This is a genomic window from Pontibacter chinhatensis (assembly GCF_900113285.1).
GTDB lineage: Bacteria > Bacteroidota > Bacteroidia > Cytophagales > Hymenobacteraceae > Pontibacter > Pontibacter chinhatensis.
Genome location: NZ_FOOT01000001.1, coordinates 791,693 through 808,749, shown reverse-complemented (window position 1 = coordinate 808,749; position 17,057 = coordinate 791,693). Strand labels below are relative to the sequence as shown.

The following is a 17,057-nucleotide window of genomic DNA, read 5'->3' as shown; positions in this document are numbered from 1 at the left end:
GCAGCTGCTACTGCTGTGCCCGGTTAAAACGCAAAAGTACAGTTTTTGGTGCATTTACAGGTGGCTTGCAAATTTTGCGCCACAGTGGCAGAAAGCTAAATACGAGAAAGCAGAAACCACTATATTTGCAGTATCCTCCAGTGCCGGTATGCTTTCTCAGCCCGTCACCGATCACAAATATTATTAGGGAATCATCTTTGCCGCAGTTTAGGTTCTGTGCATTCATCTTAAAAGGTGGTGCCGTGCAAATTTTTTTAAACTCATAGTGCAAGAGTGATGTAAATCCTAAAAGTATAAAAGCCATGTATGAGTTTTACCGTTGAAGACATCCTCTTTGCTGTTGCCATTCTGCTGTTTCTGAGCATACTGGTAAGTAAGAGCCTGGGCAGGCTGGGCATTCCGGCGCTGGTGCTCTTTCTGGGTGTGGGCATACTGGCCGGGTCTGAGGGCTTAGGCGGGATATACTTCGACGATGTACAGACGGCGCAGTCGCTGGGAACCATTGCCTTGGTTCTAATCCTGTACTCGGGAGGGCTTGACACGAAATGGCAGAGTACCAAGCCTGTGCTGTGGCGGGGAATCGTGCTGTCTACCTTTGGGGTATTAATCACAGCCTTGCTACTGGGTATATTTGCCTCTTACCTGCTAGGTTTTACGCTACTGGAGGGTTTGCTGCTCGGGTCCATTGTTTCCTCCACCGATGCTGCTGCTGTTTTCTCCATCCTTCGCTCCCGCAATATCGGCCTGAAGCACAACCTCAGGCCCACGCTGGAACTGGAGTCGGGCAGTAACGACCCGATGGCCTATTTCCTCACCATCAGCTTCACGTTTCTGCTCACCAACCCTGGCACCGCGCTTATCAACCTGGTGCCCATGTTTTTTATGCAGATGAGCATTGGTGCGCTCATGGGCGTGGCGATGGGTTACATCATGGCCTGGGTCATCAACCGCATCAGCCTGGAACAGGAAGGGCTCTACCCGGCCCTGACGCTGGCCATGGTGCTGTTTACCTACGCATTTACGGCGTTTATTAGCGGCAATGGGTTTTTGGCCGTGTATACGGCAGGAGTTATACTTGGCAACAAGAACTTTATACACAAGCGCAGCCTCACCCGCTTTTACGATGGCGTGGCCTGGCTCATGCAAATCCTGATGTTCCTCACATTGGGCCTGCTCGTGTTCCCATCGGAGGTGATGCCGGTGCTGGGGGTAGGGGTGCTTATCTCCGTCTTCCTAATATTCGTTGCCAGGCCTATTAGTGTGTTTATCAGCCTTATCTTTTTCAAAGTATCCCTCAGGGAGCAGATTTACATTTCCTGGGTAGGTTTGCGCGGCGCGGTGCCCATTCTGTTCGCCACGTACCCCATGCTGGCCGGCGTGGAGCAGGCGGGGATGATTTTTAACATCGTGTTCTTCATCGTGCTGATATCGGTAATGTTGCAGGGCACCACCCTGAAAGTGGTAGCCGAATGGCTGGGGCTGAGTGAGGAGGACAATGCACCAAAGCGCCTGCAACTGGGGGAGGAACTGGGCTATAACGCCAAAAACGAACTGGTGGAGTTGCAGTTAGGCCCGGGAGCCTCGGGTGTCGGGAAGTCGCTGGTACAGTTGCAGATGCCCAGAAATTCGCTTATCGTCCTCATCGACAGGGGAGGTAAATTCGTGACGCCCAATGGAGCCACCGTGCTGGAACCCTACGACAAACTGATGGTGATGATTGACAACGAGGAGGAGCTAAAGCATGTGCGGGAAGTGCTGCTATAAGTTATACTTTGGCCACCGCTACAGAGCACGATTTATACTTTGGTCTTGTTAGGCAGGTATGAAGCATTTCGTGCAGCCAAACTCGGTGGTGCGCCAAATCTGGGGCAAGAGCGATACCATTCTTTTCATATTTGCCGGGGCCTCCGCAGAGTTCGCCCTCAACAAGGCAGTGGACTGGCTATACTTTACCGGCCGCCTTCCCGCCGATCCGCTGGGCAGGCTTTTCTCCACGGTTGGCTACGCCCGCCGCATTGTTTTCTCGGATGAGGCCGGTGCCCACCGCGCCATCGACGGCATGGCCGCTATCCATGCCGGGGTGGAGGCCAAGCGCGGCTACTCCATACCCGACTGGGCCTACCGGGACGTCCTTTTTATGCTCATTGATTATTCTATCCGGGCTTATGAACTGCTGGAGCGCCGCTTGACAACAGCTCAAAAGGCCGAGGTGTTTGAGGTATTTAACCGTGTAGGTACCCGCATGGGCATAAAAGGCCTGCCGGAAACCTACCCGGCGTGGCTTAAAGCTAGGGAAGAGCACCTGCAGCAGAACCTGCAACGGAGTAAGTATACTTCTGATCTGTACCGCCAGTACAGGACGCACCTGGGTAACCTGCGCTACTGGCTGCTGTTGCAGGCGCAGGTGCTGGTAGTGCCCGAACTGGTGCGTAGACAGCTGAACCTCTGGCGTGTGCCCATCCTTAAACCCGTGCTGGTGGCCTACAAACTAAGCAGGGCATTCAACGGCGACCGCCTTCTGAAAGAGCTTATCCTTCCGCCTGCCTACAAACGGGAAATAAAAGAGCTCGATGTGGATAGGTTGTAGTTGGTTTGTTATGTTAAATACAAAGTATAAGTAGCTGCTTGTGATTCCCCTGTCATATTAGGGGATGTTGTTAACAAGAATTCTCAGTTGAGTAGGAACTAACGTTATTAGAAGTATAACGATAGTTGCCTTTGTTGAGAAAACTGGTTGAAAAAGAGGACCGCTTCATACTAGAGATTAAGCCTATGCAACTGGCCCACAAGATCCTTTCAGGATGACAAAATGAAAAGGAACTTTCTGTTGAGTGCTTCTCGCAAATAAAGAATTCCCGTTCTCACTTGTCCTCAAGGGGGCAGTTTATACTTCATACTTTCCTTGTCATATCGGGCTGCGCAAGAGATCTATTTGAACTTCTAGTTAGATCTCTCACAGCTACGCTGGCTCTCTTCGGCTCTCGCCTCAAGTGTGGTCGAAATGACAGCAGGGGCCGTAGCTATCGATTCTATTCCCAGCCTTTGGGTTGAGCGCCTTGTGAGATCCGGTGCCCGTCAAGGGCATGCCGAGCGCGAGCGAGGCAAGGAGGGAACACCGCGCGATGCCCGAAGGCGAGGCCTCCCGGCCTGGGAGGGCAGAAAGCAGGAGGTGCAACGAGACGTTTGTGCGAACTAGAGGTGGAACGGTCGCTAGTAAGAATAGCTTGTGTCCATTTGCAGGAAGCGACGGCTATGGAAGTATAACCAGCAAGTATAGGTGTCATTTAAAGTTCGCGCTTCCCATCCTGAAACCCCTCGTTCAATACACTACCAAAGTAAAAACCATACTAATAACAATTGTACTTGCCACCAATCTCCCAAAGTATAAATCCGCAAACAAATTCCAGTGGTTAAAGTATAACCGTTGTACAAATTACAGATGATGCCGCTGAAAAGTATAGCTACTCATTTCCGTGCTTTTATAACCTGCAGCATCACCACCTACTAACCACTGATAATTTATGGATATAAAAAGTTACCCCGGCAGGCCGTTCCCGCTGGGCGCCACCTGGGATGGTGAGGGCGTGAACTTTGCACTTTATTCAGAGAATGCCACTAAAGTAGAGCTCTGTCTCTTTGACAAGGACGAATCTGAAGTTGCCCGTCTGGAGGTGCCGGAGCGAACCCACAACATCTGGCATGTGTACCTGCCTGACCTGAAGCCTGGCCAACTTTACGGGTACCGTGTGCATGGGCCGTATGAGCCGCAGAATGGCCACCGGTTTAACCCCAACAAGGTTCTGCTCGACCCGTACGCCAAAGCCATCTCGCGCACCATTGAGTGGCACGACTCGCTTTTTGGATATGAGCTGGGGCATGCGGAGGAGGATCTGAGCTTCAGCAAAACAGACAGCGCGCCCTATATCCCTAAATCCGTGGTGATAGACACGGCCTTCGACTGGGAGAGTGATAAAAAGCCCCGCATCCCGTACCATAAGTCTATCATTTACGAGACACATGTAAAAGGCTTTACCCAGCTGCACCCCGACATACCGGAGGAAATCAGGGGCACTTACGCGGCACTGGCACACCCGGTAACGATTCAGTACCTGAAGGATTTAGGTATAACAGCGGTGGAACTGATGCCGGTGCACCACTTCATCAACGACAGGCACCTGGTAGAGAAAGGGCTCTCAAACTACTGGGGCTATAACACGATTGGCTATTTTGCCCCTGATGTGCGCTACTCCAGCAGTAGCACCCACGGCGAGCAGGTGGTGGAGTTTAAGCAGATGGTGAAGGAACTGCACAAGGCAGGCATCGAGGTGATTCTGGACGTGGTGTATAACCACACAGCAGAAGGGAACCAGATGGGGCCGACGCTCTCTTTCCGGGGTATTGACAATGCGGCGTACTACCGCCTGACGGAGGACAAGCGCTACTACATGGATTATACCGGCACGGGCAACACGCTGAATGCCAACCTGCCCAACGTGCTGCGCCTGATCATGGACAGCCTGCGCTACTGGATTCTGGAGATGCGGGTGGACGGCTTCCGCTTTGACCTGGCAGCCACTCTGGCCCGCGAACTGCATGAGGTGGACCGTCTGAGCGCCTTCTTCGACATCATCCACCAGGATCCGGTAATCTCGCAGGTAAAGCTGATTGCTGAACCCTGGGACATTGGCGAGGGCGGCTACCAGGTAGGGGAGTTTCCGCAGGACTGGGCCGAGTGGAACGGCAAGTACCGCGACTGCATCCGCGATTACTGGCGTGGGGCCGACAGCATGTTGGCCGAGTTTGCGGAGCGCTTTACGGGCAGCTCCGACCTGTATAAGAACGACAACCGCCGACCGACGGCAAGCATCAATTTTATTACTGCCCACGATGGCTTTACCCTGCACGACCTGGTGGCCTATAACGAGAAGCACAACGAGGCTAACGGGGAGGATAACAACGACGGCGAGAGCCACAACCGGTCCTGGAACTGCGGCGCGGAAGGGCCGACGGATGAGCCGGAGGTGCAGGCGCTGCGGGCGCAGCAGAAACGCAACTTTCTCACTACTTTATTCCTGTCGCAGGGGGTGCCGATGCTGGTGGCCGGCGACGAGTTGAGCCGCAGTCAGCAGGGCAACAACAATGCCTATTGCCAGGATAACGAAATCTCATGGCTTAATTGGCAGGAGGCCGACAAGGAATTGCTGGACTTTACCAAGCGCCTGATCCGTTTCAGCAGGAAGCACCCGGTGTTTAACCGTCGTGGCTGGTTTCAGGGCAGGCCGATTAAAGGCAACGACCTGAAGGATATTGCCTGGTTTCTGCCAGAGGGCCGCGAAATGACGGAGGAGAACTGGAGCCACGACTTTGCCAAGTCGCTGGGAGTGTACCTGAACGGCAAGGGCCTGCACTCCAGAGGTCCCAAGGGCGAGCTAATAACCGATGACAGTTTCTATGTCATTTTCAACGCGCACCATGAGCCGCTGAAGTATAAACTGCCGCCCAAGAAGTACGGCGAAACCTGGCGCAAGGTGATTGACACGGCCACCGGAACAATGGATGAGCAGGGAGAGGAGTTTGTCTACAGCAAAACCCTGGAGGTAGCGGCCCGCTCGGTAGTGGTGCTGCAGCAGCCTCAGTAATACAAGTATAAGAAGTATAAAGGCCGGTTCTCACCGGCCTTTATACTTTGCAGGGCGCTAAACGGCCACCGCTTTCTCCAGTTTCTGAAACTGGAGTTGGTCCTCGACCGCCAGCAGTTCGTCGAGCATGATGGCTTGCTTTTCCAACTGATCTTTAAGCATGGCCGGAATGAGCTGTTTGTAGTAGCTGATGCCTTGCAGCAGGTTATCGCGGAAGGTTTGCAGGTACTTCAGTTGCTTGTCCGTCAGCTCTTCCAGCTGCTCTTCCTTCTTCTTTGTCCAGTAGTCTACATACATCGCCAGCTCGTTGATGAACATGTGCGGGCGGTAGGTGTGGTTCAGCGCGTTAAACCGGCCGTAGATGTGGCCCACCATTTCGTGCAGCTTAAAGATACCCGAGAAGTATGCCAGGTTCGGGCCAGGGCAGATGGTGACTGCCTTCGTCGCAGCCTTTTTGGTCATGTTGAAGAGCAGCAGGGCCGAGGTGGCCAGGCCATCGCAGAGGCATTCTTTGGCCAGTACCTTGGCTTCTTCGGCCTGGTATACTTCGGGCGCCAGTTGCTGCGACTTCAGCTGCTCCAGCTTGCGGCGTTGGTACTTGCGGGAGGCCGTGCAAATGGGCTCAGCCGTGAACTCGGTGTTAGAAACCAGGTGCTTTTTCTCGCATGGGCTGCCGGGCTTGCCGCGGTCTATGCGGTCTAATTTCTGCTGCTCGCTGGAGGTGCCACGCATGGCGTTAAAGGGCACGCCGAGTGGCGAAATAGGGCTTAGGTACAAATCATCTGAGGTGGCCTTTACCAGTTGCTGCAGCGTTGGCTCATCCACCGTGGTCGCCTCGGGCACCAGCAGGAACGGTGTTCCCCAACCGGTGGCGTCCACCCCATAGTGTTGCCTTAAGAAGGCGTCTTCCTCTGCCGTGCCGATGCCGCCCTGCACGGTCAGGCGCTGCGCCGGAATGGTAGCAGGAACGTGGATTCCCCTGGAGGCTAGGGCCGAGCTGAAGAGGCTGTAAAGCTCCTCGCGCAGGGCCTCGCGGCTCTGCCTGAACTCCTCCAGGATGGGGCCGAGCAGGTAGCCGTCGGTGGCAAAGGCGTGGCCGCCGCAGTTCAGCCCCGACTCGATCCGGAACTCCGATACCCAGACGCCTTTCTTGGCCAGTATCTTGCCCTGCACCATTGCCGAGCGGTAGTCGCTGACCTTAATTATCACTTTCTTCCGGAAATTGCCGGCTGCATCCGGCAAAAAGCAGGAAAACTGCTCCAAATACCCATAGAGGCGCATGTTCATACCCGCCGAGAACACAATGGACGACCTGACGGTGCTTTTGGCAAACCCACGCAGGGCGGCCAGTGCATCGGTATACTCCTGCGGCAGCGGCTCCCCGTTTTTGCTGTAGTTCACGCGGTCCAGCTTCGTCATGATGTTCACATCTATACTTCCGGGTACCACAGCGCTGCGGAGCTGCTGCTGCAGCGCTTCTTTCTGCTGCGCATCTTCGGTTTGCAGCATCTGCTCATAGGTCGCCTTTAGCGGAGAGGCATCGGGCAGCAGGGTAAAGTACTTATCAAGCTCTGTGTCGGCACCGAACTCCTGCTGGCGAAGCTCCTCCACCTGCTGTGCCACCAGCTCCTCTGCCAGGTTCAGAAAAGCCTCCACACGGCGGGCCCTGTAATCCTCCTCTTTCTGGGTGATAGGCAAGTATGGCCTGTTGTAGAGCTTGCTGTAATGCTCGCGGGTGTATTCCAGCAGGGCATCGTCGCTGAGTGAGGCAACAGAGGATATGCCATAGCGGGCTACCTTAAGCGCAGTGTCAATGGAGAAAGCAAGTCCCATTACGGGGATGTGAAATGTGTGCGGAGAAGTTTGAACCATGGTGGTTGAGTAGAACTAAGTATAAAATGAAGAATTATCGTATGTTTAAGTGTTTTCCTGCTTGGCCAAAGTATAAACGCCGTGGCAGGCATGTGCAAAAGCAGGCCCCAAGGCATCGGGAAAACGGTTTCACAAGGTAGGCACATGCCGTGCAGGCTTAAATGAGTAGCGTCAGCAGCATGAATGACATACGTCATTTTATATGTATATTTATTAATGTATGCGCTTTTGCAGGATGTCGCATTTGTCTTTATCTTTAGAGTAAAAACACACCCCTTTGGAAGAAAAACAGCATCAGAAGGACCATAGCTTAGAAAGCAGGAGCAGGCTGAAGGCCATTATCGAAACCGCCGTGGATGGTATCATTACCATAGACACACGCGGTATAATGGAGAGTGCGAACCCGGCAGCGGCCCGCATCTTTGGCTATGAGCCGGAGGAGATGATTGGCAGAAACGTGAGTATGCTAATGCCCGAGCCCGACCACAGCCTGCACGATGGCTACATTACCCGCTACATGCGTACCGGCGTGGGACAGATAATCGGGAAAGGGCGCGAAGTGCTGGGCAAGAAAAAGACCGGCAAGCTGTTCCCCTTCTTCCTGAGCATTGCTGAGGTAAAGCTTGAGGACCGCATCATCTTCACCGGCATCGTGCACGACATCACCGCCCTGAAGAAAACCGAGGCTGCCCTGCGCGAGAGCGAGAGCCGCATCAACTCCATCATCCAAACAGCGGTGGACGGCATCATCACCATTGATACACGGGGGGTAATTGAGATGGTGAACCCGGCTGCCGCCAAGCTCTTCCAGTACGAGGAGCGCGAGCTGATTGGGCAGAAGATAAACATGCTGATGCCCGAGCCGGACCGCAGCCTGCACGACAACTACATGCAGCACTACCACGAGACCGGCGAAAGGCGCATCATCGGCATCGGCCGCGAAGTATCGGGCCTCAAGAAGAACGGCATCGTTTTTCCGCTTTACCTAAGTATAAGCGAGGTGCAGCTAACCGACCGCAAAGTATACACCGGTTTTATCCACGACATAACGCAGCAGAAGCTGAGTGAGGAACGCCTGCGCCGCTACGCTGCCGAGCTGGAACGCAGCAACCGCGAGCTGCAGGATTTTGCCTATGTCTCGTCGCATGACCTGCAGGAGCCGCTCCGTAAAATACAGGCCTTCGGCGACAGGCTGAAGACGAAGGAATACGAAAAGCTAAGCGACCAGGGCAAGGATTACGTGGACCGGATGCTGAACGCAGCCATGCGCATGCAGAACCTGATCAACGACCTGCTGGACTTCTCCAGGGTTACCTCTAAAGCCAAGCCTTATGTGCAGGTGGACCTGGAGCAGGTGCTGCGCGAGGTGCTCTCCGACCTGGAAATCATGATCGAAAACACCAAGGCCAGCATAGAGCACACGCCGCTGCCCTTCATCGATGCCGACCCTACCCAGATGCGCCAGCTGTTCCAAAACCTGATTAGCAACGCCATTAAGTTCCGGAAGGAAGGCCAGGCGCCGCAGATACACATCAGCTCCCGCGACCTGCAGCTAAAGGAGCGTTTAACCTCTACACCTGGCGATGAGCTGGTGGAGATCCGGATTCAGGACAACGGCATTGGTTTCGACGAGAAGTACCTGGACCGCATCTTCAATATTTTCCAGCGCCTGGAGGGGCAAAAGTATGAGGGCTCCGGCATAGGGCTGGCCATTTGCCGTAAAATTGCCATCCGGCACGGGGGCGATATTACCGCCCGCAGCAAGCCTGGAGAGGGGACCACGTTTATTATAACCTTAGCGAAGAAGCACTTCAATAACTAGTTATGATTCCAAATAACAGAAGAACTATAGTGATACTTATTGCTGACGACGACGCAGAAGACCGCATGCTGGTTAAAGAGGCACTCGATGAGAGCCGCCTGAAGAACCAGGTGCAGTTTGTAGAAAACGGGGAAGACCTGCTGGATTACCTGCACAACCGCGGAAAGTATGCCGACAAAGAGCAGTACCCTACTCCGGGGCTGATTCTGCTGGACCTGAACATGCCCAAAAAAGACGGGCGCGAGGCGCTGAAGGAAATAAAGTCCGACGAGCGCCTGCGGGTGATTCCGGTGGTGGTGCTCACCACCTCCAAGGCCGAGGAAGACATCCTCCGCACCTACGACTTGGGCGTGAGCTCCTTCATTACCAAACCCGTAACCTTTGCCTCGCTGGTAGACGTGATGCGAACCCTGAGCAAGTACTGGTTCGAAATTGTTGAATTGCCAAAACCCTAAGAAGTTTAGGAGTTTAAGAGTTTAAGAGGTATAGTTTGAGTTGAATTCGCGGCTCAGCTGGTAAACATATTCTATGTTTCAAAAACCCTTACTTCCCAAACTCCTAAACTCTCTAACTCCCCAACTCTCTAACTCAAACTATGCCTGATAAAATCAAAGTACTGCTGGTTGATGACGACGAGGACGATTATATCATCACCCGTGATATAATGGACGACATTCCCGGCCGTCTTTACCAGCTCGCCTGGACCTCCTCGTTTGATGAGGCGCTGGAACTGATACGGCAGGAGAAGTATGATGTATACCTGGTGGATTTTTTCCTGGGAGCCCACAACGGCCTGGAGCTGATTGAGAAAGCGGTGGAGGAAGGTTCCAAAGCCCCTTTTATACTTCTGACCGGCCAAAGCGACCGCGAAACGGATGAGCGGGCCATGCGGGTCGGGGCGATGGATTGCCTGGTAAAAGGCACTTTCAACCCCTTTGACCTGGAGCGATCCATACGTTATAGCCTGGAGCACGCCAAAAGCCTGGCCGAAATACAGAAGCTGAACGAGGAGTTGGAGCAGCGCGTGGAGGAACGCACGCAGGAACTGGCGGAGGCTATCAAGGAACTGGAGTATACCAACCGCAGCCTGGAGGAGGCCCAGCATGAGATACAGAAGGCACTGCAGAAGGAGCGGGAGCTGAACGAACTCAAGTCACGGTTCGTGACCATTGCCTCGCACGAGTTCCGCACGCCACTGAGTACGGTACTGTCGTCGGCCTCGCTGCTGAGCAAGTATAAAACCGAGCAGGAAGACGAGAAAAGGCAAAAGCACGTGGACAGGATAAAGTCAGCGGTGAGCAATCTCACCACTATCCTCAACGACTTCCTCTCCATCAGCCGCATTGAGGAAGGCCGTATCTACAACGTGCCAAGCACCTTTCACCTGGAGCCCTTTACCCTCGAAACAGTGGAGGAGATGAACGGCTACCTGAAAAAAGGCCAGCACATAGCCTACCACCACAGCGGCTCTAAGGACACCGTAACCATAGACAAGCAGCTGCTCAAGAACATATTTTTAAACCTGCTCTCCAATGGCAGCAAGTACTCTGCCGAAGGCAAAACGGTTTTCCTGGAGACGACCCTGAACGACGATACGCTTACGGTAAAGGTACGGGACGAGGGTATTGGTATTCCGAAAGCCGACCAGGCGCACCTCTTCACGCCATTTTTCCGCGCCCAGAACGTGACCAATATTCAGGGAACGGGGCTGGGCCTGAATATCGTTAAAAAGTATGTAGAGATACTGAGCGGGACGCTTACCTATGAAAGCGAGCTTGACAAGGGTACCACATTCACCATCACATTTCCAAACATTGCTGAAGCATGAGAAAGATCTTATTGATAGAAGACAACCCTGAAATCAGGGAGAACACGGCTGAAATTCTGGAACTGGCTAACTACAACGTACTGCAGGCCGAGAACGGCAGAGTAGGCGTAGACCTGGCCCGGAAAGAACAGCCCGACCTGATTATCTGTGATATCATGATGCCGCAGCTCGATGGCTATGGTGTGCTGCACCTGCTCAGCAAAGAACCCGCCACGGCCAGTATCCCATTCATTTTCCTGACGGCTAAAACAGAGAAAGAGGACTTCCGCAAGGGCATGAACCTGGGCGCCGACGATTACCTGACCAAGCCCTTCGATGATGTAGAGTTGCTGGACGCAATTGAAATGCGCCTGAAGAAGAACGACATCCTGAAGACCAACTTCCGGAAGACGGCAGAAGGCATGGAGGAGTTTATAGAGGAAGCCAAAGGCTATGAGGAGCTGGAGAAACTTATTTCCTCTGAGCGGCGCACTTCTATACTTAAGAAAAAGCAATACCTGTTTATGGAAGGCAACAGGCCCAACTCGCTCTTCCTGCTCAACAAAGGCCGCATCAAAACCTTTAAATCTAACGAGGAGGGCAGGGAGTACATCACCCACCTTTACAAGGAAGGCGAGTTTATAGGCTACCTGGATCTGCTGGAGGAAACCAACTACCGCGAGTCGGCCATGGCCCTGGAGGATTCCGAAGTATACGTAATTCCGAAAGACGATTTCTTCTCGCTCCTGCACCGCAACCGCGATGTGGCTGCCAAGTTCATCAAAATCCTATCCGACAACCTGGCCGACCGGGAGGAACGCCTGCTGAAGCTGGCCTATAACTCGGTGCGCAAGCGCGTGGCCGAGGCGCTGCTGCTTGTAGAGAAGCAGTACCAGCGCGAGCAGGGCAGCGTGCAGCAGATCACCATCTCCCGCGACGACCTGGCCAGCATCGTGGGCGCCTCTAAGGAGACCGTTATCCGCACCCTTGCCGACTTCAAAGACGAAAAACTGATAGACAGCCAGGGCAGCCGCATCACCATCCTGAACCAGACGAAGCTGGAGCGTATGCGGAATTAGGATTCTGCACGATTTTCATACAGCAAACAGAGACGCAATGGAATGCGTCTCTGTTTGTTTTTAGAGCGTTTTGGGTCCCGCCCTTTGCTTTAAACTGTACACAATTTTCGAGCTTGTATACTCGCTTAAAGTTGAAGGCCTCGCGGTGTCCGCAGGTCCCGCGAGTGTCTGGCGTTGGCTATACTTTATACTTATTCTGTATCAGGATTTACAGGATTTGTGGATAAGCAGGATTTCTGTAGTACCGGGTCCAACCACCCCTGCCCCTCCTTATCCAAGGAGGGGAGTCTGTCTTTACTTTGGCTGAAGTATAAGCTTCGTTGCTGCCATTCTCGCGCGGACAGGTCGCGACCTGTCCCTACAAAGTATAAACCCAGTAGGCGATTACACCCCTATTGAGCGAAGCTCGCAAGTTTCGAACTCCCGTTCTCACTTGTCCTCGAGGGGACAGCTTATACTTGCTACTTCTATCGTCATCTCGAACTCAGTGAGAGATCTATCCCGAATTCTATTCAGATCTCTCATTTCATTCGAGATGACAGCAGAGGTAGCGGCTATCGATTCTATCCCAGCCTTCGGGTGGAGCGCCTTCTAGATTTCCGGTTTCGCTTCAGCGAAATTGCGACCGAAGGGTAGCAAAGGAAATGTAGACAGCGCGATGCCCGAAGGGGAGGCCTCCCGGCCTGGGAGGGAGCCAAGTTGGAGGTGCAACGAGGCATTTGTGGGAACTATAGGATGAACGGCAGCTAGTAAAGATAGCTTGGTTCAAGTTATGAGAAGCGGCGGCTCAGGAAAGTACAAAATGGCAAGTATAAAGTATAGCCAAAGTATAAAATCCCATTCAGCGTAAGAATCCTGATCTAAACAAGCATACAAAACCGACTAAAACTGTAACCAAAGTATAAAACCAGCATCTTATACTTTAAACTGACATAAAACGCCTGATAGGTTGACAAATGTCATGTTGTTGAACGGACGGATTGTAGAAATTTGCAACGTTAATAATGAGACACGACACCATGCAGCAAACATTCAGGGCCCTTACACTATCTTATAAAGTAGCTCCCATTGCCGTACGCGAGGCAGTATCGCTTAATGAAATAGCCTGTAAGAACCTGCTCGACAAGATTGGCGAGTTTACCGATGCCCGCGATGTGCTGGTGCTCTCTACCTGCAACCGCACTGAAGTGTATTATGCTTCAGAGAAGGATCTCTCCAAAGAGCTGATAAAACTTATCGCTATAGAGAAGGGCTTTATTGCCACAAAGGATGTGTCGCCATACTTTAAAAGTATAAGCGGCCACGAGGAGGCTGTACAGCACCTGTTTTATGTGGCGCTGGGCCTGGAGTCACAGGTGGTGGGCGATATGCAGATTATGAACCAGGTGAAGAAAGCCTACCAGTGGGCAGCGGATGCCAACATGGCCGGACCGTTTCTGCACCGCCTGATGCACACCATCTTCGCCGCCAACAAGCAGGTGGTAAACGAAACCGCTTTCCGCGACGGGGCTGCCTCTGTATCTTATGCCACCGTAGAGCTGGTAGAGGAACTAACCAGAGGGATGGAAAACCCGCGCGTGCTCATGATTGGGGTAGGAGAGATAGGTGCCGACGTGTGCGACAACTTCCGCAAGTCTTCTATCCGCAATGTGGTTATCGCTAACAGAACGCACCATAAGGCGCTGGAACTGGCCCAGAAAACAGAGGCCACTGCCGTTTACTGGGAGCAAGTATGGGAAGAGGTGCAGAAGGCTGACGTGGTGGTTTCTTCCGTTCCAGGCGATTGTTTCTTCATCAGTAAAAGCGCCCTGCAAAACCACGAAGCAGGCAAGGCGAAGTTCTTTATCGATCTGTCCATGCCGCGAAGTATAGACGCAGCGCTGGAAACGCTGGAGGGCGTGCGTGTGATCAACATCGACAACATCCGCAACCGCTCTACCGCTGCTCTGGAAAGGCGCATTGCCTCCATTCCTTCGGTTAAAGAGATTGTGGTGGACGCGATGGCAGAATTCCAGACCTGGACCAAGGAAATGGCCATGTCGCCGGCGCTGCAGCAGTTTAAGAGCCGCCTGGAGGAAATACGCCAGCAGGAACTGGCCCGCTACCTCAAAAACCTGGGCGAGGCGGAGAGAGCGGCTGTTGAGGCCATCACCAAAAGTATGCTGAACAAAATCGTGAAGCTGCCCGCCATAGAACTGAAGGCTGCCTGCATGCGCGGCGAATCCGAAGAATTACTTAATGGGCTGAGCACGCTGTTTCAACTGGAGAAACAGGAAGCCTAAAATTATACTTACATACTTGCCTAAGAAGCCAGGTTATACTTTATTCAGTAGGCCTGGCTTCTGTGTTTTCACGCAGTTGTTTGGCGTGTTCCTGAAAAAGCTTCAGCGCTTCCTCGTTGCCCTGCTGAATGGCCAGGTCGAAGGCGGTAAGGCCGCGTATGTCGCGCAGGGTGGCATCGGCTCCGCTATCCAGCAAAGTTTTCACGAGCACGTTTCGGCCAAACAAAGAGGCGAACATCAGGGCCGTGCCGCCATTGCCGGTCTGCAGGTTCAGGTTGGCATCTTTGGAGATCAGCATCCTTGCAATTTCATCATAGCCTTTAAAGCTAACTCCCATCAGGGCCGTGTTCCCGCCTGCATCAGCGGCATTTACGTCGGCACCGGCCTCCAGCAGTACTTTTACCGCTTCCAGGTTGCCGTTGTAGGCGGCCAGTATCAGGGCCGTGTAGCCGCGTGCGTCGCGGGCCTCCACGTTCATACCCGATGCGATTGCTTGCTTCAGGTACGCAACATCGCCTTTGCGGGCAGCATCCAGGAAAATATCTTCGGGGTGGGTTGAGTAGAAAGTCATACGCGCGTTTGGTTAAGGGTTTCCAGCTAAGTACGGGAACAGGCGCAAAAAGGTAAACCGGGCGTTTTTTTTCTCAGAAAGCAAGTATCCTCAAAGTATAGTTTTACTGTGGCAACAGGCCAAAATGAGTTGAAAGGATGCGGTAAAAGTCTTGTTCGTTCTGGAGCCAGGGGAAGTGGCTGCTCCGGGCTATAGTCGGGTAATTGGCATAGGGGTAGCGCTCCTGCACATACTTTTTGCTCTCGCCGTAGATGTCGTCATCTCCGTAGGTGATGGTAAACGGAAATCCCTGGTCTATCATGGGGTCCTGCTCCGGCTCTTTAAGTATGGCCCGGCGGGTGCGGTTAACGGCTTTGGCGCTGATGTGGTCTACCATTACAGGAATAGGTGTGCTGACGTTGTAGCCTTTGTTGCAATTGTTACAGAACTGCGTGAATAGCCTCTCGTAGGCCTCGTCTTTGCCCAGGAAACCAAGTATGGCATCTTTCACCATGTTCATCCACTCGTTGCCGGCACATTTGTTTTTATTGTAGTGGGCTGCCTCTTTCATCATCTGGGCCCATTGCTTGCCAGTGCCGGAGGCGGGGCTGCAGAGGAACAGGCTCAGGATGCGGTGGGCATTTTGGTAAGCGTACAACTGGGCATAGAGACCGCCCCAGGAGTGGCCCAGCAAATGGAATCGCTCTGCCTTGAACCGCTCTGCTACTTTATCAATGTCAGATAGGAGGGCGGCGATGGAGTAGTTGCTGTTGTAGCAGGGAGAGCTCAGGGTGCCGCGCTGGTGAAAAGTGAGCACCTGGAAATGGGGTTGCAGAAACTCGGCCACTGGGCCCAGCCCATCAGGCACGCCGGGTCCGCCATGCAGCAGGATTACGGTTTCCTTTCCCGGGTTGGGGTAGGCCACGGTATACAACCTCGTCTCCTCGTTTTTGACTAAGATCTCCATCGTTTTTTCCATGGTAGTCTCTTACGTAAGTTGCTGGCTTAGAGTGGCTTCTAAAGTATAACTTAGGAAACGTAGGAAGTATAAGGATAGGTGTTGCTAACTGTCAGATGCCTCAGCCACAAAGTATAAATGGGGCTTGAAAGTTGGGCAGGTTCATAAATAAGCTGCGCGACTCCTGTGTTCGTAAGGCTAGGTTTCAGAAATGGCCTACGAGAAGCCTTTGTTATCCCTCTTTCAGCTCGTTTGCCCTTCTTTTTGGTTTTCAGGGTCAGGCCAAATCCAATTGCAAGAAAAGCCGCGAAGGTTGGATAGATAGTGTAAAAAGCTGTATGTGCGGAAGTGACCGACAATCCTAAAGCCAGAAACATATGCAGGAGAGAGGTTACAATCATTCCTACTGCTCCGATAACGAAGAATGTATGGAGGTTTTTCATACTGTTTTATTTAATCGTTGATGGATAAGCTGTTGGTAAACTGTACAGTAGTATAGGTAAGGTTGAGGTTGGTAGTAATGTGCTGGGCTAATGCACGACTTGGTGTGGTTTAGGTTGTATTCTGTGAAACATTTATTTTCTCTTGGCCTATATGATTCTACAGTACAGCTTCCTGTTTTTTTATTTGCCGAAACTTAAGAAATGTTGCTATTGCTCCAGCTGCTGCAAATGCCATGAAAATCTTGTTTACTATACCTTCTGGCTCTACATAAAGTAGCTCAAAGTGATTAGGGTTAGTGCTTCTGATTATTTCTACAGTTATGCTGAATAGTGCCAATGCCAAGAAATAAAAGAGAGTCCCATAGTATACCTTCTCTTTTCTTATTTCATCCTTCGCTGACATAAACCATATTGTTAAGACGATTAGAATCAGAGCGAAGGATATTCCCATTAGTTGTCCCCCATGCCCATAGGCTGTCCAGATGTAGCCGAAGCGAAGACAATAGAGTACCGATAGTATGGTAAAGATTGATAAGGTGAATCCCTTCATTCTATAATTTTCACTTTCGTTAACGTTTCGCGTGTAGCAGAATGGCGAAGCGTCA

Annotated in this window: 13 protein-coding genes; 8 read left to right on the top strand and 5 right to left on the bottom strand. The window is 52.5% G+C overall.

Annotation, left to right across the window (positions count from 1 at the left end):
• Window positions 1-306 precede the first annotated feature (306 nt).
• The 3 genes from BM040_RS03405 to glgX all read left to right on the top strand — a co-directional run bounded on the left by BM040_RS03405 (window position 307) and on the right by glgX (window position 5,639).
• On the top strand, window positions 307-1,764 hold the full coding sequence (locus BM040_RS03405) for a potassium/proton antiporter (RefSeq protein ID WP_092099021.1): 1,458 nt from the start codon (window positions 307-309) through the stop codon (window positions 1,762-1,764).
• Window positions 1,765-1,822: 58 nt separating this feature from the next.
• Window positions 1,823-2,587, top strand: a complete 765-nt coding sequence (locus tag BM040_RS03400; protein ID WP_092099020.1) for an oxygenase MpaB family protein — start codon at window positions 1,823-1,825, stop codon at window positions 2,585-2,587.
• A 934-nt stretch (window positions 2,588-3,521) separates the two neighbouring features.
• Window positions 3,522-5,639, top strand: coding sequence for a glycogen debranching protein GlgX (gene glgX / locus BM040_RS03395; RefSeq protein WP_092099018.1), 2,118 nt, complete (start codon window positions 3,522-3,524; stop codon window positions 5,637-5,639).
• 57 nt (window positions 5,640-5,696) lie between these two features.
• Here glgX and BM040_RS03390 read toward each other — a convergent pair whose 3' ends face one another.
• Window positions 5,697-7,511, bottom strand: a complete 1,815-nt coding sequence (locus BM040_RS03390) for a hypothetical protein (protein ID WP_092099016.1) — start codon at window positions 7,509-7,511, stop codon at window positions 5,697-5,699.
• Between the two features lie 277 nt (window positions 7,512-7,788).
• Here BM040_RS03390 and BM040_RS03385 point away from each other — a divergent pair, with 277 nt between their 5' ends.
• The 5 genes from BM040_RS03385 (at window position 7,789) to hemA (ending at window position 14,501) form a co-directional block, all read left to right on the top strand.
• Entirely contained in the window at window positions 7,789-9,333 is a 1,545-nt protein-coding gene (locus BM040_RS03385) for a sensor histidine kinase (protein ID WP_092099014.1), read from the top strand.
• A gap of 2 nt (window positions 9,334-9,335) precedes the next feature.
• Entirely contained in the window at window positions 9,336-9,788 is a 453-nt protein-coding gene (locus BM040_RS03380) for a response regulator (RefSeq protein ID WP_217646686.1), read from the top strand.
• A gap of 140 nt (window positions 9,789-9,928) precedes the next feature.
• Entirely contained in the window at window positions 9,929-11,161 is a 1,233-nt protein-coding gene (locus tag BM040_RS03375) for an ATP-binding response regulator (protein WP_092099012.1), read from the top strand.
• Window positions 11,158-12,219, top strand: coding sequence for a response regulator (locus tag BM040_RS03370; protein ID WP_092099010.1), 1,062 nt, complete (start codon window positions 11,158-11,160; stop codon window positions 12,217-12,219). Before BM040_RS03375 ends, BM040_RS03370 begins: the two co-directional genes overlap by 4 nt.
• A gap of 1,019 nt (window positions 12,220-13,238) precedes the next feature.
• A complete protein-coding gene (gene hemA / locus BM040_RS03365) occupies window positions 13,239-14,501 on the top strand; it encodes a glutamyl-tRNA reductase (RefSeq protein ID WP_092099455.1) in 1,263 nt (420 codons plus the stop codon).
• A 40-nt stretch (window positions 14,502-14,541) separates the two neighbouring features.
• Here the strand turns inward: hemA and BM040_RS03360 are convergent, their stop codons facing one another.
• The 4 genes from BM040_RS03360 to BM040_RS03345 all read right to left on the bottom strand — a co-directional run bounded on the left by BM040_RS03360 (window position 14,542) and on the right by BM040_RS03345 (window position 17,002).
• Complete coding sequence (locus BM040_RS03360; RefSeq protein ID WP_092099008.1) at window positions 14,542-15,072, bottom strand: ankyrin repeat domain-containing protein; 531 nt, start codon at window positions 15,070-15,072, stop codon at window positions 14,542-14,544.
• A gap of 103 nt (window positions 15,073-15,175) precedes the next feature.
• The gene (locus BM040_RS03355) at window positions 15,176-16,018 is read right to left on the bottom strand and encodes an alpha/beta hydrolase (protein ID WP_175490962.1); all 843 of its coding nucleotides are present in this window, start codon (window positions 16,016-16,018) and stop codon (window positions 15,176-15,178) included.
• 62 nt (window positions 16,019-16,080) lie between these two features.
• Window positions 16,081-16,452 carry a hypothetical protein gene (locus BM040_RS03350; RefSeq protein WP_092099004.1) on the bottom strand — a complete coding sequence of 124 codons (372 nt, stop codon included), beginning with the start codon at window positions 16,450-16,452 and terminating at the stop codon, window positions 16,081-16,083.
• Window positions 16,453-16,609: 157 nt separating this feature from the next.
• Window positions 16,610-17,002, bottom strand: coding sequence for a hypothetical protein (locus BM040_RS03345; RefSeq protein ID WP_092099002.1), 393 nt, complete (start codon window positions 17,000-17,002; stop codon window positions 16,610-16,612).
• Between the last annotated feature and the right edge of the window lie 55 nt (window positions 17,003-17,057).